This window comes from Enterobacter sp. CPE_E1241 (assembly GCF_045618265.1).
In the GTDB taxonomy this organism is placed as follows: domain Bacteria; phylum Pseudomonadota; class Gammaproteobacteria; order Enterobacterales; family Enterobacteriaceae; genus Enterobacter; species Enterobacter adelaidei.
In genome coordinates this window covers 1257477-1276737 of the sequence record NZ_JBIWYV010000001.1, presented here as the reverse complement: position 1 = coordinate 1276737, position 19261 = coordinate 1257477, and the positions used below count along the sequence as shown (strand labels likewise).

Sequence of the window (19261 nt, the reverse complement as noted above, 5' to 3'; positions counted from 1 at the left end):
TTAGCCCAATACCATCGTACTCAACCGGCAGGTACAACAGCGCCTTCCCTGCTCGTCGAACACTACAATCTCCCAGCTCTGGCTGGAGCGCCCCAGATGCAGCGGCTGACACACGCCACGCACCTTACCCTGAGACACCGCGCGATGATGCGTGGCATTCAACTCGGTTCCCACCACGTTCTGCCCGTCGCGGGTCATCAGAAAACCGGCCATTGAGCCCAGCGTTTCGGCCAGCGCCGCTGAGGCACCGCCGTGAAGCAGGCCAAATGGCTGATGCGTGCGCACATCCACCGGCATTTCGGCTTCCAGCGTGTCGTCACCGAGGCGGGTATAAACGATCCCCAGATGCGCCACCAGGGTGTTCAGACTGGTGGCATTCAATGCCTCAAGCGATAAATGACGTTTCCAGATCATTACGCCCCCAGCGTGGAACCGCCGTCCACCACAATATCCTGCAAGGTAATATGGCTGGCGTAGTCAGATGCCAGGAACAGAATGGTGTTGGCAATCTCCTGCGGACGGGCGATTTTACCCAGCGGGATGCCAAGCTTAAATTGCTCGCCGAAGCCGCGAATGCGCTGTTGCTCTGCATCGTCGCTTTTCCACAGCGTGCGCTGCATATCGGTATCCGTTGAGCCCGGCGACACCAGGTTGCAGCGCACGCCGCTACCCGCCAGTTCCAGCCCGACGGTCAGAGCCAGGCTTTTCAGTGCGGCTTTCGAGGCACCATAGGCACTCATCCCGATGCGCGGCGTGTGCGCCGCATCAGAGGCAACGGTGACAATTGCCCCGCCCTGCTGGCGACGGAACTGTCCCATCGTCTGCTGAAACAGGTTAAACGCCCCGCCGACGTTAACCGCAAAGGTCTGCTGCCACTCCTCCTGTGAGAGCCGATCCGTTGCCCCCATGCGCAGAATACCGGCGGCATTCACCAGCACGTCAAGGCGGTCGAGGGTTGCAAACATGCGTCCGCAAACATCAGCCACCTGTTCGGCGTCAGCCACATCCAGCGTTTCAGTGGCGAATGGATAGTCGTCCTGTGGAAAGGCCAGGTCGAAACCCGTGACCTTAGCCCCGGCATCCACAAACGCCAGTGCCGTTGCATAACCGATACCCTTACCTGCGCCCGTCACCCATACGCTTTTACCGCTAAAATCGAACCCCGCCATTACTTCACCTCGCGAGAAAGCAGCGTCCACCAGGCATCGATGGTTGGATTTTTTGCCAGCATCACGAAGTCGATATCGCCATGCACTTTACGCCAGCGGGCAGCCAGCGCCATCATGCACACCGAATCCAGGCCGTAGTCGATCAGGTTTTCGTCACCCATTGGTTCATCGGATTCGTCCAGCAGCGGCAGAATAACGTCACGCAGCGCGGCTTTCGATGCCGGGAGCGACGGCAGTAATTCGTCAGTCATCACCACGCGCCCGGAGCGGCCCGCCACATAGTTGAGCGACATCAGGTGCTCGTCGCGGGTGAAATCCGCCAGCGCGTCGGCAATAAAAAACGGCTTGATGTCGCGCATAAAGGCATCGGTAGCGGTGGTCATGCAGCCGATGTGGGCATACACGCCGGTAATCAGCAGCTGGTTGCGGCCGGTTTCTTTCAGCATCTGCTCCAGCGGTGAACGGTGAAAGGCGCTGTAACGCCATTTCACCAGCACTGTGTCGGCTTCGTCCGGCGCCAGCTCAGCCACAATACGCTGCTGCTCAGGCGAACGGGTCAGACCCGGTCCCCACATGTCGTTCAACAGGGCGCGGTCTTCATCGCTCTGCTCTTTTGGCTGAGCGGTGTAATACACCGGGATGTTATGTTCTTTGCAGTACGCGCGAAGTTTCGCGATATTCGCTACCACTTGTTGCATCATCGTGCTGTTTTCGCCCCAGAAGTTCAGGAAGTACTCCTGCATATCGTGGATCAACAGCGCGGCACGATCTGGCTCAAACGCCCAGTTCACTTTACTGGTCGGCAACTCTGCGGCGGTTGGTAGCGCATAGGCGGTTAATTTTGGGATAGCCATACTCTGTTCCTTAGCCCCGGGCGCGTTCAGCAAGCCACAGGCGCAACTGTTTCTTATCGACTTTACCGACAGGCGTTAGCGGGAGCGCATCAACGCTCTCCACGCGGTCCGGCAGTTTGAATTCGGCGACGCCCTGCTCGCGCAGGAAGCGGCGCACTTCGACCGCGCGCAGCGGCTGTTTCACCACCAGATACGCACAGCTCTTTTCGCCAAGCAGGCTGTCCTCCATGCTTACCAGCGCAGCGTGGATCACCGCCTCGTGGCGCAGCAGCAGGTTTTCGATCTCTTCGGCGGCGATCTTCTCGCCACCGCGGTTGATCTGATCTTTCTCACGCCCCTGCACGGTGATGTAGCCCTGTTCGTCAATGGCGATCAGATCGCCGGAGCAGTAAAAGCCGTCGGCGTCGAAGGCGCTGGCGTTGTGTTCCGGGCTGTTGAAATAGCCGCGGAAAGTGTACGGCCCGCGGGTCATCAGCCGCCCGACTTCGCCGCGCGGCAGCGGATGACCGTGCTCATCAGCCACCCACACTTCGTCGTCCGGACACATCGGACGTCCCTGCGTGTTGATGATGCGTTCCGGGGAATCGTCGAGGGCGGTGTAGTTCACCAGCCCTTCCGCCATGCCGAACACCTGCTGAAGCTGGCAACCGATTTCAGCCGGAATACGCGCGGCGAGCGTGGCGGATAACCGTGCGCCCCCCACCTGCAACAGCGTGAGTGATTTCAGTTGAGTGTTTCCGGTTCCTTCGGCAATCGCCTGTAGCCAGAGACTGACCGCCGGTGGCACCAGCGAGGTGACAGTAATCTGATGCTGTTCAATCAGCGGGAAGCACAGCGTGGCGCTCGGATCGTTCGCCAGCACCACACAACCACCCGCCGTGAAGACGCCAAGCGATCCCGGCGAGCTCATGGCGTAGTTATGCGCCGCAGGCAGCGCGTTCAGGTAACGGGTTTCAGCGGTAATGCCGCAGATCTCGTTGCTACGACGGATGCTGTAGTCGTAATCGTTGTGCGTGCGCGGGATTAGCTTCGGCGTGCCGGTGCTGCCGCCGGAGAGCTGGAAGAAGGCAACTTCGTCGGCGGGCGTCGGGTTCGGGATGAAGTTGTCAGCCGGACGCGCAATCGCCGTTTCCAGCGCATGTTCCCCTTTTTCGCCGCGCAGCAGTACGACGCGGACCGAGCGATGTTCATCAGTAAAGGTATTGAGAAACGCATCGTCAGTAAAAAGCGCATGGTCGCGATCGGCGATCAATACGGCGGGTTTAATTTGCGTGGCATAGGCATTCAACTCGCTGCGCTGATGGCTAAAGAGCGCGTTAACCGGAGCCACGCCGATTTGCAGCAGCGCGAAAAAGGTGATGTAGAATTCGGCCACGTTACCGAGTTGAACCAGTGCCGTTTCACCGCGATGCAGTCCCTGCGCCTGTAAAGCCGACGCAAGATTGTTCACTGCCTGATTAAACGCGCGGTAGGTAATGCGACGATCGCCGTCGATAATCGCCACCGCGTCGCTATCCGCACGATCCGTCAGGATGTGGGTCAGGGGCAAATCCTGCCAGTAGCCTTTTTCTCGGTAGCGCCGGGCAAATTCCTCGGGCCATCGGGTAAAGGGGATGATCATGAGTATTCCTTAATGCAAACCAAAAACGTTGAGCATGGTGGAGAGCTTCACACCGGTTTCGCGCCACTCACCCACCGGGGAGGAGGCTGGCACAATGCCCGCCCCGGCAAACAGACGAACAGATTTCTCATGCAGACGCGCGCAGCGGATGGTCACCACCCACTCACCGTTACCTTCGCTATCGCACCAACCGACGATGCCGCCGAACAGTTCACGATCGAACGGCTCCAGTTCGGCAATCAGTTCTTTTGCCGCCTGATGCGGGAACCCGCTCAGTGCCGGGGTCGGGTGCAACAGGCAGGCCAGGCTCAGGGCGTTTTCGTTTTCTCGCGCGTTACCTTCCACTGGCGTCGCCAGATGCCACAGCGTGGGTGTCGTGATCAACTGCGGAGAATCAGGCATGCTGAGATGGTGGCTGCGCGGCGCCAGAGTAGATTTCATCGCCTGAGTGACCAGGTCGTGTTCGTGGCGATCCTTCTCAGAGGCGAGCAGTTTATTGCCCGCCTCGCGGTCAAGCACATCGTCGGGCTGACGACGCGCAGAGCCTGCCAGCGGGAGCGAGCTAAAATGCGCCCCCTCTTTTCGCAACAGCAGTTCCGGACTTGCTCCCAGCAGCACGCCCCCCTCTTCCAGCGGCACATGGAAGTTAAAGCTCGCCGGGTTCTGGGCGATAAGACGCTCCATCAGCGCACCGCTATCAATGTTGTTATCGGTCACGATATCAATCAGGCGCGAGAGCACCACTTTGTTCACCTGAGGTGTGGCGGTAAGTGCGGCAGCGCAGGCGACCATCTCTTCAAAAACAGGCTGCGGGGGAATTTCGGTGCGTTGCTCCACCTTCAGCGCCTGCGAGCCGGAAAAATAGCGAGCGGATTGCTGACGTGCAGGACGGGAAAAGGTCTGCCAGCGTTGTGGAATAAACAGTGACGACCGTTTGCGGGTATCGAACGGAATAGCCCCCACCATCACCGGATGCGCGATACCGCTGGCTTTTGCATCCTGGAAGGCCTGCGCTAATTTTTGCTGGAAGTGGCCAGTCAGATCATCGCCACCGACGGCAGGTTCAGAGAAACGGGCAAAACAGCCGGACGTGGTAAAGCTGCGGTAAGGCGACATAAAGAAAAAGCTGTCTGATTGCAGCGTGGTCGCGGTGTGCTGAACTTCCTCAGCCAGGGACGTATCCATATCATCCTCCTGAAATGATAAAAGAAGCAATAATGATTATCATTTATGTTTTCGTCGGCTAACCTAATCCCACAGCGCTCCGCTGTCAACCATCGGGTAAATACTTGTGCGACAAACGCTTGCATCCCTTTCTTACAACCATGAAAATGAGAAGCATTATCTTCAACAAAAACAGGATGCCGCTCAGTGAAATTCCCTGCCGTTTGCCGCAATGCCCTTTTTTTAACAGGACTTTTTGTTTTAGGACTAACCTCAGCCACCGCCGCAGACTGGCCGCGCCAGGTCACCGACAGCCGTGGCGTGCATACCCTGGAGAGCAAACCGGCGCGTATTGTCTCAACCAGCGTGACGTTAACGGGTTCCCTGCTGGCGATTGATGCCCCGGTGGTTGCCAGCGGCGCCACCACGCCCAACAACCGCGTGGCAGATGCACAGGGCTTTTTACGTCAGTGGGGGGATATCGCGAAACAGCGCAACGTTGCGCGTCTTTATATTGGGGAACCCAGCGCCGAAGCGGTCGCCGCGCAAATGCCGGATCTGATTTTGATCGGCGCCACCGGCGGGGATTCTGCGCTGGCGCTCTACGACCAGCTCTCCGCCATTGCCCCGACGCTGGTGATCAATTACGACGATAAAAGCTGGCAGGAACTGCTGACGCAGTTGGGCACCATCACCGGGCAGGAAAAGCAGGCCGCAGAGCGCATCGCGGCGTTCGATAAACAGCTCGCGCAGGTGAAACAGCAGATGAAGCTGCCGCCGCAACCGGTAAACGCCATCGTCTACACCGCCGCCGCGCACAGCGCCAACCTATGGACGAGTGAATCGGCTCAGGGCAAGCTGCTGCACCAGCTAGGCTTTACGCTGGCGGAATTGCCCGCCGGATTACACACATCAAAAAGCCAGGGTAAACGCCACGACATCATCCAGTTGGGCGGCGAAAACCTGGCAACGGGGCTGAACGGTGAAGGGTTGTTTGTGTTTGCCGGTGACCAGAAAGATGTCGACGCGATTTACGCCAATCCGCTGCTGGCGCATCTGCCTGCGGTGGAGAACAAACGCGTCTGGGCACTGGGCACAGAGACGTTCCGCCTGGATTATTACAGCGCGATGTTGGTTTTAGACAGACTGAATACAATGTTTAAGTAGGCATTAACCCTCCCTCTCCCTGTGGGAGAGGGCTGGGGTGAGGGCATCACGCCGCACCGTCGTTCAGAACAACCTCCTGCCTGAACCGCCGCAACTCCACCAGCACCATTAACAGAATCACACCCACAATCGCTAACGCAAACCCGCTGCTGCTCGCCGACGCCACCGGAGTCATCATTGCCCCCAGCCCACCGAGGATCGCCGCACCAATCGCATCGCCCGTTACGTTTTGTGCCGTCCACAGGCCATTAATTCGCCCCAGCATTCCTTCCGGTGTCCGGGTCTGAATCAGGGTATATTGCAGCAGCGAACTGATAGCACTCAGCCAGCCGAAGATCACCAGGCAAATCACGCCCAGCGCCCACACCGGCATCAGGCTGAAGAAACCAATGGCGATAAACGAGGCCAGCGTGGCAAGCAGCATAATCAGCCCCGGGCGTACACTCTGCGCCAGATTACCGCTGGTCAGCGCCCCGCACGCCGCGCCAAGCGGAATGGCGGCGTAGAGAATGCCAATCTCCGAGGCGCTCATCTGCCACTCTCCCGCCAGCGCCGGGTACAGCACGCGCACGGCGCTGGCCATCGTCAGCAGGCCACCGAGCAGCGCAATCCCGCCAATCAGCGGGTTGCTGAACAGGAAACGAATAGCGGCCATCAGAGATTTCAGCGGATGCTCGCGTGGCTGCGGCGGTGGCGGCAGCAGCGGCAGGCGCAACAGCGTCAGCGTGGTGATGAAGGTGCCCGCCGCCGCCAGTCCATAGTTCCACGCCACGTTACCGGTCGCCAGCAGCAAACCGCCGAGCATCGGCGAAATCACCGAGCCCAGACGCACGGTAAGCATGGTAATGGCTCCCGCCTGCATCAGGTTCTCGCGCCCGACCAGCGCGGGGGTGGCAGCCAGCAGTGCCGTTACCCCTAGCGAGGCAAAAAAGCCGTCCCACAACCCGAGGGCGTAAATCGCCACAAGCGAGGGTTCGGGCAGCATGGCGTTCAGACACAGCCCGATAAACCCCACGCCGCAGGTGCCGCGCGCCAGCAGGATCAGCTTTTTACGCTCGTAGCGGTCCGCCAGCACGCCGCCGACCATCAGTCCGATAAACATCGCCCCGCCCGTAAAGGTAACCGATAACCCCACCAGCCAGCTGGAGTGCGTTATGGTCTGGATCTGTACCGGCACGGCAACGCCGAGCAGGCCGAGAGATAAAATGGAGATAAAGCGGGCGATAAAAACTGCCCGGTATGCCGGGTGCGTTTTAAGCAGGCTGAGGTTGAGCAGCCAGGATTTTTGATTCATGACAAAGCCTTGAGTGTAATTCTACCCATTCCATGGGCGCACATGCTAACATAGCCAAATAAGATAGATAACGATAATCACTATCATTATCAAATCATGGATGTTGCTATGTCGTTTTCCTCTTCTTCGGTGCGCGCCATTGCCGTGCCCGTTTTATTGCTGCTGTTGATCCTTGCGATTGCACTCAGCCTGCTGGTCGGCGCTAAGCCGCTGCCCGCGTCCGTTATCGTTGATGCGCTCACCGGCACCTGCCAGAGCGCCGACTGCATCATCGTGCTCGACGCCCGACTGCCCCGCACGCTTGCCGGACTGCTGGCCGGTGGCGCGCTGGGCCTTGCGGGTGCTCTGATGCAAACCCTCACCCGCAACCCGCTGGCCGACCCTGGTATTCTGGGCGTTAACAGCGGCGCCAGTTTTGCCATTGTGCTCGGCGCGGCCATGTTCGGGTTAACGTCAGCGTCTGAACAGCTGGTGATGGCCTTTTGCGGCGCGCTGGCTGCCTCGCTGGTGGTGGCGTTTACCGGCAGCCAGGGCGGCGGCCAGCTTAGCCCGGTACGCCTGACCCTCGCGGGTGTCGCGCTCGCGGCAGTTCTGGAAGGGTTATCCAACGGCATCGCCCTGCTCAACCCGGACGTTTACGACCAGCTGCGCTTCTGGCAGGCCGGCTCGCTGGATATCCGTACGCTGGAAACCTTAAAGGTAGTGGTGCTCCCGGTGATCATCGCTGCCGCCGTCGCGCTGTTTTTAAGCCGGGCGCTGAATAGCCTGAGCCTGGGCAGCGATACCGCCACTGCGCTTGGTAATCGGGTTGCACGTACCCAACTCATTGGTCTTCTTGCCATTACCGTCCTGTGCGGCAGTGCAACGGCGGTCGTCGGCCCAATCGCCTTTATCGGCCTGATGATGCCGCACGTGGCGCGCTGGCTGGTGGGGGCAGATCACCGCTGGTCACTGCCGGTCACGCTTCTTGCAACGCCTGCCCTGCTGCTGTTTGCCGATATCCTGGGACGTTTGCTGGTCCCCGGCGAGCTGCGCGTCTCGGTGGTCAGCGCCTTTATCGGTGCGCCGGTGCTGATTTTCCTGGTACGCCGCCGACGCGGAGGTGGCGCATGATCGCCCCATCCCGACGTTTAGTCGCCTGTGTCTCCCTGCTGATTATCACCATTCTGCTGCTGGCAACCTGGAGCCTGCGCAGCGGCGCGGTGATGCTCGATTTCACCCAGGTGTTTAACGCCCTGCTCGGCAGCGCGCCGCGCAATATAACCCTGGTGGTGACGGAGTGGCGACTGCCGCGCGTGGCGATGGCGATACTGGTGGGCGCGGCGCTCGGGGTGAGCGGCGCAATTTTCCAGTCGCTAATGCGCAATCCGCTCGGCAGCCCGGACGTGATGGGCCTCAATACCGGCGCCTGGAGCGGCGTATTAGTGGCAATGGTGCTGTTTGGTCAGCACCTGACGGCCATTACCTTTACCGCAATGGCCGGGGGCATTCTGACCTCGCTGATTATCTGGGCGCTTGCCTGGCGTAACGGTATCGACACCTTTCGTCTGATCATCATCGGCATCGGCGTGCGTGCAATGCTGATGGCGTTTAATACCTGGCTTTTGTTGCAGGCGTCACTGGAAACCGCGCTGTCTGCGGGACTGTGGTACGCCGGTTCCCTGAATGGCCTGACATGGGGCAAAACCTGGCCCGCGGCACCATTGATTGTTCTGATGTTTATCGGTGCCCTGCTGCTGGTGCGCCGTATGCGTCTGCTGGAGATGGGTGATGACAGTGCCTGCGCCCTGGGTGTGAGTGTTGAACGTTCGCGCCTGATGCTGATGCTGGTCGCCGTCTTACTGACCGCAGCGGCGACGGCGATTGCCGGGCCAATCTCGTTTATCGCCCTGGTGGCACCGCATATTGCCCGGCGTCTTAGCGGCACTGCGCGCTGGGGCTTAACCCAGGCGGCGCTGTGTGGCGCATTGTTATTGCTGGCCGCCGATCTCTGCGCCCGACAGCTGTTTATGCCTTATCAACTTCCGGTGGGCGTCGTGACCGTCAGCCTCGGCGGGATTTACCTCATCGTCTTGTTAGTTCAGGAGTCACGCAAGAAATGACTGACTTAGCTTCCCGCTTGCGCGGCGACAACTTAACCCTGGGTTACGGCAAAAAAATCATTGCCCGTGACTTAACCGTTGCTATTCCGGACGGCCACTTTACGGCGATTATCGGCCCGAACGGCTGCGGAAAATCGACCCTGCTGCGCACCCTCAGCCGTTTGATGACGCCAGTTGAAGGCAGCGTGTACCTCGACGGCGAGCACATCCAGCACTTCGCCAGCAAAGAAGTGGCCAGGCGCATTGGGCTGCTGGCGCAAAACGCCACTACGCCGGGCGATATCACGGTGCAGGAGCTGGTCTCTCGCGGACGCTATCCGCATCAGCCGCTGTTTACCCGCTGGCGTAAAGAGGATGACAATGCGGTGACCCGCGCGATGCAGGCGACGGGCATTACCGATCTCGCCCGGCAAAGCGTGGATACCCTCTCTGGCGGGCAGCGCCAGCGCGCGTGGATCGCGATGGTGCTGGCGCAGGAGACGTCCATCATGCTGCTGGACGAGCCGACGACATGGCTGGACATCAGCCATCAGATTGATTTGCTCGAATTGCTGAGCGATCTCAACCGCACTCAGGGGTATACCCTGGCGGCGGTACTGCACGATTTGAATCAGGCCTGCCGCTACGCCACGCACCTGATTGCGCTGCGCGATGGCGAAATTGTGGCGCAGGGCGCACCGGGAGAGATTGTGACACCGGAGCTGATCGAGCGGATCTATGGGATGCGCTGCATGATTATTGACGATCCGGTGGCAGGCACGCCGCTGGTAGTGCCGTTAGGCAAGCGTGCGGTCTGATGCCCTCACCCCGGCCCTCTCCCACAGGGAGATGGAACAAACCATCCCCTCTCCCTGTGGGAGAGGGTTAGGGTGAGGGGCTTTAAACGTTACCCCAAAATCTCCCTCAACACTGGTCCTATCTTCTCAAACGCCTGCGGTGAAATGATATCCACGTGGGCGCAATCCTGACTATACACCTCAAGCTCCGCCACCCACGGCGACCAGGCCTGCTGCGGGTCCATCGTTCGCGTGCGTTCGGCAACAAACAGCGTCGCTTTCCCCTCAAAGCGCGCGCTGTGCGCCGTGGTCAGTAGCCGCACCGCATCGGCGTAGTTGCCTTCAATGGCACTGAATAGCTCGCTGGAGCCTTGTCCCTGCTGCGCGGCGATAAACGCCTGACGCTCGCGCTCAATTTCCGCCAACACTTCCGGGTCGAGGCCGTTGGCCTCTTTCTCCGCCCAGTTCTGGGTTTCCGGCGGCCAGGTATCCAGCAGGCCGAGGAATGCCACCTCTTCACCCTGCTCGCGCAGTCGGGCCGCAATGCCCTGAGCCAGCGTACCGCCGAGGGAATAGCCGAACAGGTAATACGGCCCCTGCGGCTGCTGGGCTCTCAGCGTTGCCAGATGATGTTCGATCACACCATCCAGATCGGCGCACTGCTGCATCGGCCCGTCCGGGCGCGGCGACTGAATGCCCGTTATCGACCAGCGCGGGCTAAGATAACGCGCCAGCACGCTAAACTGCCAGGCAAAGCCGGACGCGGGGTGGAAGCAGAACAGCGTCGGGCCATCGCTTTCACGTAGCGGCAGAAGGGTTTCATACCCCAGACGCTGCGCCTGCTCGTCGCTCATCTGTGAATCTAACAGCACGCTAAGCTTGCTCACCGTCGAGGCGACCATAATTTGCCCCGGTGTGACCTTGCGGGCAAACGCGCAGCTGAGCTGTGCCGCCAGGCGCATCGCCAGCAGAGAGTGTCCTCCGAGGGCGAAGAAATCGGCTTCGATATCATTCACCTCACAGCCTAGTAGCGCAGAAAACGCCTGCGCGACGGCAACTTCGGTGCCCGTCTCCGGCGCGCGGCCGGAAGTTTGACGGGTGAGCTCCGGCAGCGGCAGCGCCTTGCGGTCAAGCTTACCGTTCGCGCTTAACGGCAGCGCACTGATTTGCAAAAGCACCACCGGCACCATATGCGGCGGAAGCCGCGCTTTAAGCGATTCCAGCAAGGTATCACGATCCAGCGGCAAACCGGATTCGGAGACAACGTACCCCACCAGCTGGCGGGCATCCCCACCCGTTGCCGCCGCCTGGTTGAACACGCAGGCATGCGCCACGGCCTGCGCGACGTCCGGCAGGGACAGCATCGCCCGGTCGATTTCACCCAGTTCGATGCGCTGACCGCGGATTTTCAGCTGATCGTCACTGCGGCCTAAATACTCCACCGCGCCGTTATCCAGCCAGCGGGCGACGTCACCGGTGCGGTACATACGTTCACCCGGCGCGAACGGGTCAGCGATAAACCGGCTGGCGGTCAGATCAGGACGTCCCAGATACCCTTGCGCCAGCTGAATACCGGTAAGATAGAGATCGCCCGCTACGCCAAACGGCACCGGGCGCATCATCGCATCCAGAATGCGCAGCCCCGTGTTCCACACCGGGAAGCCAATTGGCACGCTGTTGCCCTCCACCGCCGCCAGTTCAGGGCCATACGCCGGATACCAGCTGACGTCCACTGCCGCTTCCGTCGGGCCATAGAGGTTATGTAGCGGCGCATGGGTCAGTTGCTCCCATTCCCGGCAAAGCGCCGTCGGCAGAGCTTCACCGCTGCAGAAGACCTGCTTAAGCGACTGACAACAGTCGACGTTCTCCGGCGTCAGCGAGGCGACAAATGCCGCCAGCATCGACGGTACAAAGTGGGTGGTGGTCACACCGTGTTGCGCGAAGAAGGTCTGCATCGCCTGCGGATCGCGGTGAGCTTCCGGCTCGGCCATTACCAGCTTCGCCCCGGCAATAAACGGCCACCAGAACTCCCACACCGAGACATCAAAGCTGCACGGCGTTTTCTGCGCTACCACGTCACTGGCGTCCAGCGGGTAGTGATCCTGCATCCACTTCAGGCGGTTTACGATGGCAGTATGTCCAACCATCACCCCTTTCGGGCGGCCAGTAGAGCCAGAGGTAAAAATGATGTACGCAGTCTGCTCCGGCTTCGCCAGGCGCAGCGGTTCCGCATCCGCAGCAGGTAACAGTGTGTTGTAACTAAACGCCGTGATCGGGAGATCGCTAAAGCGCGGGAGCTGCTCGTCGGTGGTGATCAGTAGCGACGGTTTCGCATCCTCCAGCATCATCCGCAGACGGTCATCCGGGTAACCGGTATCCAGCGGCAGCCAGGCAGCGCCCGCTTCCACAATGCCGTGCAGAGCCAGCGTCAAAAACACCGAACGCGGTAAGGCCACCGCCACGCTGTCGCCCGGCTTCACGCCGCGTTCGCGCAGTAACGTTGCCAGGGCGACAACCTGCTCGCGCATCTGGCGATAGTTCAGTTCAATATGCGCGTCCGCCAGCGCAGGGGCGTCCGGCGTTTTGCTTGCCTGATTCGCAACCAGATCCGCCAGCGTGGTGGACGGCAGCGCCAGCCCGGTATCGTTGATGCGGGCCAGTTGCTGATATTCCTGCTCCGAAACGGTTTCCGCTTCGCCACAGCGCAGGTCCGGGTTGGCGGCAAACTGCATGAGCATCGCGTTCAGGCGCGAAACGTGGCGGGCGAGCGTTGCTTCATCGTAGCGCTGTTTATTGGCGAGGATCTCAATGCTCAACCCACCCTGCTCGTCCGGGAACAATGCCAGCTCCAGATCGTTCACCGGGCCGGTTGCCAGCGTGTGGGTGGTGGCCTCTACGCCGTCGATATCCAGCTGATAATCGAACATCTTAATGTTCAGCACCGGGCCAAACAGCGCTTCGTCGCCTGCGGAGCGCCCGCTGTCGCGCACGATCTGCTCGGCGTCGTAGCGCTGGTGGCGGCGCATTTTTTTCAACTGGTTCGCCAGGCGCAATGCCAGCTCTGGAAGGCTCTCCTGCGGATGGATATTTACCGCCAGCGGCAGGACGTTGAGTACCGGTCCGGTGGCGGTCAGCGCGGCGGAACCCATGCGGCGCATAAAGATAAACCCGGCGGCGTAGTCCAGCCGTCCGGTGAGGCGCCCGAGCCACAGCGCCACCAGCGCAAGCGCCAGATCGGTACGCTGCACCTGCCCTCCCGCCTGTGCCAGTTGGCTAAAGGCACGGCTGTCAGCGGTCAGGTTCAGACGCAGAATGTCGGTGGTTGCTGCACGCCCGGGTAGCGGCGTGGAAGAGAGCGAAACGGGGGAAGGAAGCGCTTTCCGCTGTTCAGCCCAGAAAGCGCCATCACGTTGATACGCCTCGCTGTCGCGATAGCGCTGGTACTCTTCCACCACCTCCACGAACGGCGTGAAAGGAGAATCTGGTGTGGGCTCCCCCTTTTTCCATGCGCGATAAATTGCGGCGATCTGCCGGGTAATCGCCGGGAAGCTGAAGCCATCCACCACCAGGTGGTGATAACGCTGATACCAGTACCAGTGGCTTTCAGCAACCTGAATCAGCTGGTGAAACGCCAGCGGCTGGCCGCTGTCTACACGCAGGTTCTGGTTGAGATCGGCTGTCATCAGCGCCACAGCGTCATCGTGTGAGCCGACGCGAATGACGGTGGGTTCCGGCAACATCATGGACTCATCCAACCACTGCCACACTTCACCGTTATCTTCTGCGAAACGCATGCGCAGGGTATCTGCCTGCATCATGCCTTCAAGAATGGCTTTGGCCAGCAGCGGCGCGTCAATATCGCCTTTCAGTTCGGTGTAGTGCGCCACGCTCCAGGCGTTGGGCAACGTGGACAGCTGTTCCGCCATCCAGATCCCCGGCTGGGCGGCGACAAGAGGAAGACGGTTCATGCACTCTCCCCCGCATAATGAGACGGTTCTAACGTTTGCCAGTGCCCGGTCAGCCACTGCTGGCACGCTTCCTGCGACTGTGCTTCACATACCACGCGCCACCCCGCCGGCAGTTCGCACTGCTGCGGCCACAGGCTGTACTGCCCCTGGTCGTTACGCAAAATGGCGAACTGTCCCTGCGGATTATCGAAAGGATTGCTGAATTCCATACAGACTCCGTTATTGAATGAGCGGCTGCCAGAGGGTCATCAGCCCCTGCGTCAGCCCACCGCGCCAGCAAAGCGCATCGTGCCCGCCGTCAACCTGACGCCAGAAAATCGGCTGCTGCGCGTGTAGTTCGGCGTAAATCGCCTGATTGGCATTGAAAATCAGCGGCTCGTTGCGCCCGGCCTCAAGGACGATACGCAGCCCTCTCGCGGTTAGCTCACCCGCTCTGAGCTGTTCAATGAGGCACCCGTCCTGCTGCCCGCCGCGGTGCGGCCACCAGTACGAGCCGGACTGGCTCAGCACGCAGCCAAAGCGCTGCGGCCAGTTGAGTCCGGCATAAAGTGAAGAGAGTCCGCCAAAGCTCTGTCCCGCCAGCACGGTACGGTCGGCGCGATCGCTAAATGGCGCACGTTTTTTTACAAGAGGGAGAAGCTCTTCCTGCACCGCCAGCCAGAAATCGGGGTTGCAGGGCAGTTCGCGGCTGCGATGTTCCATGTCGATCACATCGATCAATACGTAGACCGCAGGCGGCAGTTTGCGCTCGGTGGTGAGCGACGCCAGCGCGGGCCAGACGGGCATGCTTTCGGCCCAGAACTGCCCGTCGAGCAGCACCGCCAGCGGGCGCTCGGGGCTGTCATCCCCGGTGGTAAAAATCCACACGCGGCGGCGGTTGTTCAGACGCGTGCTGTTCCACTCAATGCAGACTGGCGGCTGATACGGCGTATCGGGACGATCCCAGCCGGGCTGAACGGGCGCGTCCGGCATCTCCAGCGCCGAGACGGCATGACCGCGCCCGCCGCGCCAGCTCTGCGGATTCAGCGGGTCGGAAACCGCGTGCGGCAGCAGCCTGCGCCAGCCTTCACGCAGCGCCATACGCTCCGGCTGCTCGCCTTCAAACACGGTATCGGCAAAATCGTTTTCGTTATCGGAGGGGATAAAACAGTAGCTCCCCCGCCATTCGGGGCTGAACTCACCCTGCCACTGCCAGACATCGGTATCGGGAATGCGTTCGAGGGACTGCGGTCGGGCATTTTGATGGTGGTCTGTTACGCCAGTGACGTAAAGCCAGACGCGTTTGATCGGTGACGTTCTTTGCGTTCCTGCCGGGTCACGCCACCAGAACGTGACGCGATATTTAATGAGATGGTCACTCCCTCCTTCCCAGTACTATGCTGAGGACAGGCTTTCATTCGGAGAACCATCATGGAAAACATTGCGCTTATTGGTATCGATCTGGGTAAGAACTCTTTCCATATTCATTGTCAGGATCATCGTGGGAAGGCCGTTTACCGTAAAAAATTCACCCGACCAAAGCTAATCGAATTTCTGGCGACATGCCCAGCAACAACCATCGCGATGGAAGCCTGTGGCGGTTCTCACTTTATGGCACGCAAGCTGGCAGAGTTAGGGCATTTTCCAAAGCTGATATCACCGCAATTTGTCCGCCCATTCGTTAAAAGCAACAAAAATGACTTCGTTGATGCTGAAGCTATCTGTGAAGCAGCATCACGTCCATCTATGCGTTTCGTGCAGCCCAGAACCGAATCTCAGCAGGCAATGCGAGCTCTGCATCGTGTCCGTGAATCCCTGGTTCAGGATAAGGTGAAAACAACTAATCAGATGCATGCTTTTCTGCTGGAATTTGGTATCAGCGTTCCGCGAGGTGCTGCCGTTATTAGTCGACTGAGTACCCTTCTTGAGGACAGTAGTTTGCCTCTTTATCTCAGCCAGTTACTGCTGAAATTACAACAGCATTATCACTATCTTGTTGAGCAGATTAAAGATCTGGAATCTCAGTTGAAACGAAAGTTGGACGAAGATGAGGTTGGACAGCGCTTGCTGAGTATTCCCTGCGTTGGAACGCTGACTGCCAGTACTATTTCAACTGAGATTGGCGACGGGAAGCAGTACGCCAGCAGCCGTGACTTTGCGGCGGCAACAGGGCTGGTACCCCGACAGTACAGCACGGGAGGTCGGACGACATTGTTAGGGATTAGCAAGCGGGGCAACAAAAAGATCCGAACTTTGTTGGTTCAGTGTGCCAGGGTATTCATACAAAAACTGGAACACCAGTCTGGCAAGTTGGCCGACTGGGTCAGGGAGTTGTTGTGTCGGAAAAGCAACTTTGTCGTCACCTGTGCTCTGGCAAACAAGCTGGCCAGAATAGCCTGGGCACTGACGGCGCGACAGCAAACTTACGAAGCATAAAGGCAGAAATACACCAGTTTAAACAATCATTCATCTGGTTTTGCGAATACTGATATTGATGATACAAACGGCCCACCGGCCTGTTGAGGAACCTGTAAAACGGAAAGGCTCGCTGAAGCCGTATATTTTCTGGAGGTTCATCAGGCGCGGAACTCATCGAGGCGCGGGAATAAAATCCCATTCAGACGCCGGATAGATTCAAGCAAGCCAACTTATCGTCAAAATCGGTGTTGCAAAAACGGGAGTGACCATAGATTCCCTTTTCCGGCTTCCATTCAGGCCCCTTTTTCGACTGCCACCACGCTTCACTTCCCGTTGTTAACGCCGTCACCCTTATAACCTCATGTTTACCAGTCTTTTTTGTTTCAGAGCAAATTTTGTTGATAATATTATTGATAACTATTTGCATTTGCAATAGCGTAGTGCCCGCGCTGTGGGAAGCGCTCATAAAACAACCATAAAAGCAGGACGTACAATGAATAAGAAGATTCACTCTCTGGCCTTACTGGCCAATTTAGGGATTTACGGCGTCGCGCTACCCGCTCTGGCAGACGACAATACCGCCTCCGCGCAGCACGAAGACACGATGGTGATCACCGCCGCCGAGCAGAATCTGCAGGCGCCGGGTGTATCGACCATTACCGCCGATGAAATTCGTAAAAATCCACCCGCACGCGACGTGGCTGAAATCATCCGTACCATGCCGGGCGTTAACCTGACCGGGAACTCCACCAGCGGCCAGCGCGGTAATAATCGTCAGATCGACATCCGTGGCATGGGGCCGGAAAACACCCTGATCCTGATTGACGGCAAACCGGTGACCAGCCGTAACTCCATCCGTCTGGGCTGGCGCGGCGAGCGTGATACGCGCGGTGATACCGGCTGGGTGCCACCGGAGATGATCGAACGCATCGAAGTCATCCGTGGCCCGGCCGCCGCGCGCTACGGCAACGGCGCGGCAGGTGGTGTGGTGAACATCATCACCAAAAAATTCGACGACCAGTGGCACGGCTCCTGGAACACCTATCTGAATGCGCCTGAACACAAGGATGAAGGGTCCACCAAACGCACCAACTTCAGCCTGAGCGGCCCGCTGGGCGGTGACTTCAGCTTCCGCATGTACGGCAATCTGGACAAAACCCAGGCCGACGCATGGGACATCAACCAGGGTCACCAGTCTGACCGTACCGGTGCCTACGCCGACACGCTGCCGGCAGGCCGTGAAGGTGTGGAGAACAAAGATATCAACGGCGTGGTACGCTGGGACTTCGCGCCGATGCAGTCTCTGGAGTTTGAAGCAGGCTACAGCCGCCAGAACAACCTCTACGCAGGCGATACCCAGAACACCAACAATGACAACAGTTCCAGCGGCCTGGTGAAGAAAAACTACGGCAAAGAGACCAACCGTATTTATCGTCAGAACTTTGCGGTGACATGGAACGGTGGCTGGGATAACGGCATTACCACCAGCAACTGGGCACAGTACGAACACACCCGCAACTCGCGCCTGGGCGAAGGGCTGGCGGGGGGGCTGGAAGGCCTGTTCAACAGCAATAAATTCACCGACACCGACCTGGCCGACGTGATGCTGCACAGCGAAATCAACCTGCCGATTGATTTCCTCGTTAACCAGAACCTGACGCTGGGCACCGAGTGGAACCAGCAGCGTATGAAGGACTCCACCTCCAATACGCAGACTCAGCAAGGCGGTAAGATCCCTGGCATGAGCGACGATCGTAGCCCGTACTCTTCAGCAGAGATCTTCTCTCTGTTCGCCGAGAACAACATGGAGCTGACCGACAGTACCATGCTGACACCGGCGCTGCGCTTCGATCACCACACGATTGTGGGCAACAACTGGAGCCCATCCCTGAACCTGTCGCAAGGCCTGGGAAATGACTTCACGCTGAAGATGGGGATTGCGCGCGCCTACAAAGCACCAAGCCTGTACCAAACCAACCCAAACTACCTGCTGTACAGCAAAGGCCAGGGCTGCTATGCCAGCTCTGATGGCGTCGGGTGTTACATGATGGGTAACGATGACCTGAAAGCGGAAACCAGCATCAACAAAGAGATTGGTCTTGAGTGGAAACGCGACGGCTGGCTGGCTGGCGTGACCTGGTTCCGTAACGACTATCGCGACAAGATTGAAGCGGGTTACGCGCCGATGGGTCACACCTCTTCCGGTAAAGTGCAGACGGATATCTACCAGTGGGAAAACGTGCCGAAAGCAGTGGTTGAGGGTCTGGAAGGTTCCCTGAACGTGCCGGTTAGCGACACGATCAACTGGACCAATAACATAACTTACATGCTACAAAGCAAGAACAAAGAGACCGGTGACCGTCTGTCGATCATCCCGGAGTACACGCTGAACTCCACTCTGAGCTGGCAGGTCCACCAGGATGTATCGCTCCAGTCGACCTTCACCTGGTACGGCAAGCAGCAGCCGAAGAAGTACAACTACAAAGGTCAGCCTGTGACCGGGTCTGAGAAAGACGAAGTGAGCCCTTATAGCATCGTTGGCCTGAGCGCGACCTGGGACATGACCAAAAACGTCAGCCTGACCGGCGGCGTGGACAACGTCTTCGACAAACGCCAGTGGCGCGCGGGTAATGCCCAGACCACGGGCAACGCCACCACCGGTGCGTATATGTACGGTGCGGGTGCGTATACGTATAATGAACCGGGTCGCACCTGGTATATGAGCGTGAATACGCGATTCTGATACAGG

At 59.1% G+C, this 19261-nt stretch carries 16 protein-coding genes; 6 read left to right on the top strand and 10 right to left on the bottom strand.

Annotated features, from left to right (window positions below; translation table 11 throughout):
* Genes entH through entC form a run of 5 tightly spaced genes read right to left on the bottom strand, consistent with a single transcriptional unit; the run spans position 1 to position 4829 of the window.
* Positions 1 to 414 (bottom strand): proofreading thioesterase EntH, encoded by a 414-nt coding sequence (gene entH / locus ACJ9Y9_RS06115; RefSeq protein ID WP_028019509.1) that lies wholly within the window; start codon positions 412 to 414, stop codon positions 1 to 3.
* Complete coding sequence (gene entA, locus ACJ9Y9_RS06110; RefSeq protein ID WP_028019510.1) at positions 414 to 1169, bottom strand: 2,3-dihydro-2,3-dihydroxybenzoate dehydrogenase EntA; 756 nt, start codon at positions 1167 to 1169, stop codon at positions 414 to 416. The genes entH and entA overlap by 1 nt, the downstream gene beginning before the upstream one ends.
* Complete coding sequence (locus ACJ9Y9_RS06105) at positions 1169 to 2023, bottom strand: isochorismatase (RefSeq protein ID WP_028019511.1); 855 nt, start codon at positions 2021 to 2023, stop codon at positions 1169 to 1171. Before ACJ9Y9_RS06105 ends, entA begins: the two co-directional genes overlap by 1 nt.
* Positions 2024 to 2033: 10 nt before the next feature.
* Positions 2034 to 3641, bottom strand: coding sequence for a (2,3-dihydroxybenzoyl)adenylate synthase EntE (gene entE, locus ACJ9Y9_RS06100; RefSeq protein WP_028019512.1), 1608 nt, complete (start codon positions 3639 to 3641; stop codon positions 2034 to 2036).
* 12 nt (positions 3642 to 3653) lie between these two features.
* Positions 3654 to 4829, bottom strand: coding sequence for an isochorismate synthase EntC (gene entC, locus ACJ9Y9_RS06095; protein WP_028019513.1), 1176 nt, complete (start codon positions 4827 to 4829; stop codon positions 3654 to 3656).
* Positions 4830 to 5015: 186 nt separating this feature from the next.
* Here entC and fepB point away from each other — a divergent pair, with 186 nt between their 5' ends.
* The gene (fepB, locus tag ACJ9Y9_RS06090) at positions 5016 to 5975 is read left to right on the top strand and encodes a Fe2+-enterobactin ABC transporter substrate-binding protein (RefSeq protein WP_028019514.1); all 960 of its coding nucleotides are present in this window, start codon (positions 5016 to 5018) and stop codon (positions 5973 to 5975) included.
* A 46-nt stretch (positions 5976 to 6021) separates the two neighbouring features.
* Here the strand turns inward: fepB and entS are convergent, their stop codons facing one another.
* Positions 6022 to 7269, bottom strand: a complete 1248-nt coding sequence (gene entS / locus ACJ9Y9_RS06085) for an enterobactin transporter EntS (RefSeq protein WP_028019515.1) — start codon at positions 7267 to 7269, stop codon at positions 6022 to 6024.
* 108 nt (positions 7270 to 7377) lie between these two features.
* On the opposite strand from entS, the gene fepD reads away from it, so the two are divergent.
* Genes fepD through fepC form a run of 3 tightly spaced genes read left to right on the top strand, consistent with a single transcriptional unit; the run spans position 7378 to position 10168 of the window.
* On the top strand, positions 7378 to 8382 hold the full coding sequence (fepD, locus tag ACJ9Y9_RS06080) for a Fe(3+)-siderophore ABC transporter permease (protein ID WP_032667028.1): 1005 nt from the start codon (positions 7378 to 7380) through the stop codon (positions 8380 to 8382).
* Positions 8382 to 9371, top strand: a complete 990-nt coding sequence (gene fepG, locus ACJ9Y9_RS06075) for an iron-enterobactin ABC transporter permease (protein WP_375294209.1) — start codon at positions 8382 to 8384, stop codon at positions 9369 to 9371. The genes fepD and fepG overlap by 1 nt, the downstream gene beginning before the upstream one ends.
* Positions 9368 to 10168, top strand: a complete 801-nt coding sequence (gene fepC / locus ACJ9Y9_RS06070) for an iron-enterobactin ABC transporter ATP-binding protein (RefSeq protein WP_028019518.1) — start codon at positions 9368 to 9370, stop codon at positions 10166 to 10168. The genes fepG and fepC overlap by 4 nt, the downstream gene beginning before the upstream one ends.
* A gap of 89 nt (positions 10169 to 10257) precedes the next feature.
* Here the strand turns inward: fepC and entF are convergent, their stop codons facing one another.
* The 3 genes from entF to fes are packed head-to-tail and all read right to left on the bottom strand — an operon-like array spanning position 10258 to position 15462.
* Positions 10258 to 14115: an enterobactin non-ribosomal peptide synthetase EntF gene (gene entF, locus ACJ9Y9_RS06065; RefSeq protein ID WP_028019519.1), complete on the bottom strand. Its 3858-nt coding sequence runs from the start codon at positions 14113 to 14115 to the stop codon at positions 10258 to 10260.
* Positions 14112 to 14324 (bottom strand): MbtH family protein, encoded by a 213-nt coding sequence (locus tag ACJ9Y9_RS06060; RefSeq protein WP_028019520.1) that lies wholly within the window; start codon positions 14322 to 14324, stop codon positions 14112 to 14114. The genes entF and ACJ9Y9_RS06060 overlap by 4 nt, the downstream gene beginning before the upstream one ends.
* A gap of 10 nt (positions 14325 to 14334) precedes the next feature.
* Complete coding sequence (gene fes, locus ACJ9Y9_RS06055; protein WP_407226229.1) at positions 14335 to 15462, bottom strand: enterochelin esterase; 1128 nt, start codon at positions 15460 to 15462, stop codon at positions 14335 to 14337.
* A 63-nt stretch (positions 15463 to 15525) separates the two neighbouring features.
* Between fes and ACJ9Y9_RS06050 the strand changes: the two genes are divergently transcribed.
* Positions 15526 to 16530, top strand: coding sequence for an IS110-like element IS5075 family transposase (locus ACJ9Y9_RS06050; protein WP_000427614.1), 1005 nt, complete (start codon positions 15526 to 15528; stop codon positions 16528 to 16530).
* Between the two features lie 181 nt (positions 16531 to 16711).
* Here ACJ9Y9_RS06050 and ACJ9Y9_RS06045 read toward each other — a convergent pair whose 3' ends face one another.
* Positions 16712 to 16978 carry a hypothetical protein gene (locus tag ACJ9Y9_RS06045; RefSeq protein ID WP_407226076.1) on the bottom strand — a complete coding sequence of 89 codons (267 nt, stop codon included), beginning with the start codon at positions 16976 to 16978 and terminating at the stop codon, positions 16712 to 16714.
* A 27-nt stretch (positions 16979 to 17005) separates the two neighbouring features.
* On the opposite strand from ACJ9Y9_RS06045, the gene ACJ9Y9_RS06040 reads away from it, so the two are divergent.
* Positions 17006 to 19255 carry a TonB-dependent siderophore receptor gene (locus ACJ9Y9_RS06040; protein WP_028019522.1) on the top strand — a complete coding sequence of 750 codons (2250 nt, stop codon included), beginning with the start codon at positions 17006 to 17008 and terminating at the stop codon, positions 19253 to 19255.
* The last annotated feature ends 6 nt before the right edge of the window (positions 19256 to 19261 follow it).

Excerpts from the sequence above, each read along its gene's own strand:
- ACJ9Y9_RS06060 (WP_028019520.1), bottom strand. The coding sequence starts at position 14,324 with ATGGAATTCAGCAATCCTTTCGATAATCCGCAGGGACAGTTCGCCATT.
- entA (WP_028019510.1), bottom strand. The coding sequence starts at position 1,169 with ATGGCGGGGTTCGATTTTAGCGGTAAAAGCGTATGGGTGACGGGCGCA.
- fepD (WP_032667028.1), top strand. The coding sequence starts at position 7,378 with ATGTCGTTTTCCTCTTCTTCGGTGCGCGCCATTGCCGTGCCCGTTTTA.
- ACJ9Y9_RS06040 (WP_028019522.1), top strand. The coding sequence starts at position 17,006 with ATGAATAAGAAGATTCACTCTCTGGCCTTACTGGCCAATTTAGGGATT.
- entF (WP_028019519.1), bottom strand. The coding sequence starts at position 14,115 with ATGAACCGTCTTCCTCTTGTCGCCGCCCAGCCGGGGATCTGGATGGCG.
- entH (WP_028019509.1), bottom strand. The coding sequence starts at position 414 with ATGATCTGGAAACGTCATTTATCGCTTGAGGCATTGAATGCCACCAGT.
- ACJ9Y9_RS06105 (WP_028019511.1), bottom strand. The coding sequence starts at position 2,023 with ATGGCTATCCCAAAATTAACCGCCTATGCGCTACCAACCGCCGCAGAG.
- ACJ9Y9_RS06050 (WP_000427614.1), top strand. The coding sequence starts at position 15,526 with ATGGAAAACATTGCGCTTATTGGTATCGATCTGGGTAAGAACTCTTTC.
- entC (WP_028019513.1), bottom strand. The coding sequence starts at position 4,829 with ATGGATACGTCCCTGGCTGAGGAAGTTCAGCACACCGCGACCACGCTG.
- fepC (WP_028019518.1), top strand. The coding sequence starts at position 9,368 with ATGACTGACTTAGCTTCCCGCTTGCGCGGCGACAACTTAACCCTGGGT.
- ACJ9Y9_RS06045 (WP_407226076.1), bottom strand. The coding sequence starts at position 16,978 with ATGAGCGCTTCCCACAGCGCGGGCACTACGCTATTGCAAATGCAAATA.
- entS (WP_028019515.1), bottom strand. The coding sequence starts at position 7,269 with ATGAATCAAAAATCCTGGCTGCTCAACCTCAGCCTGCTTAAAACGCAC.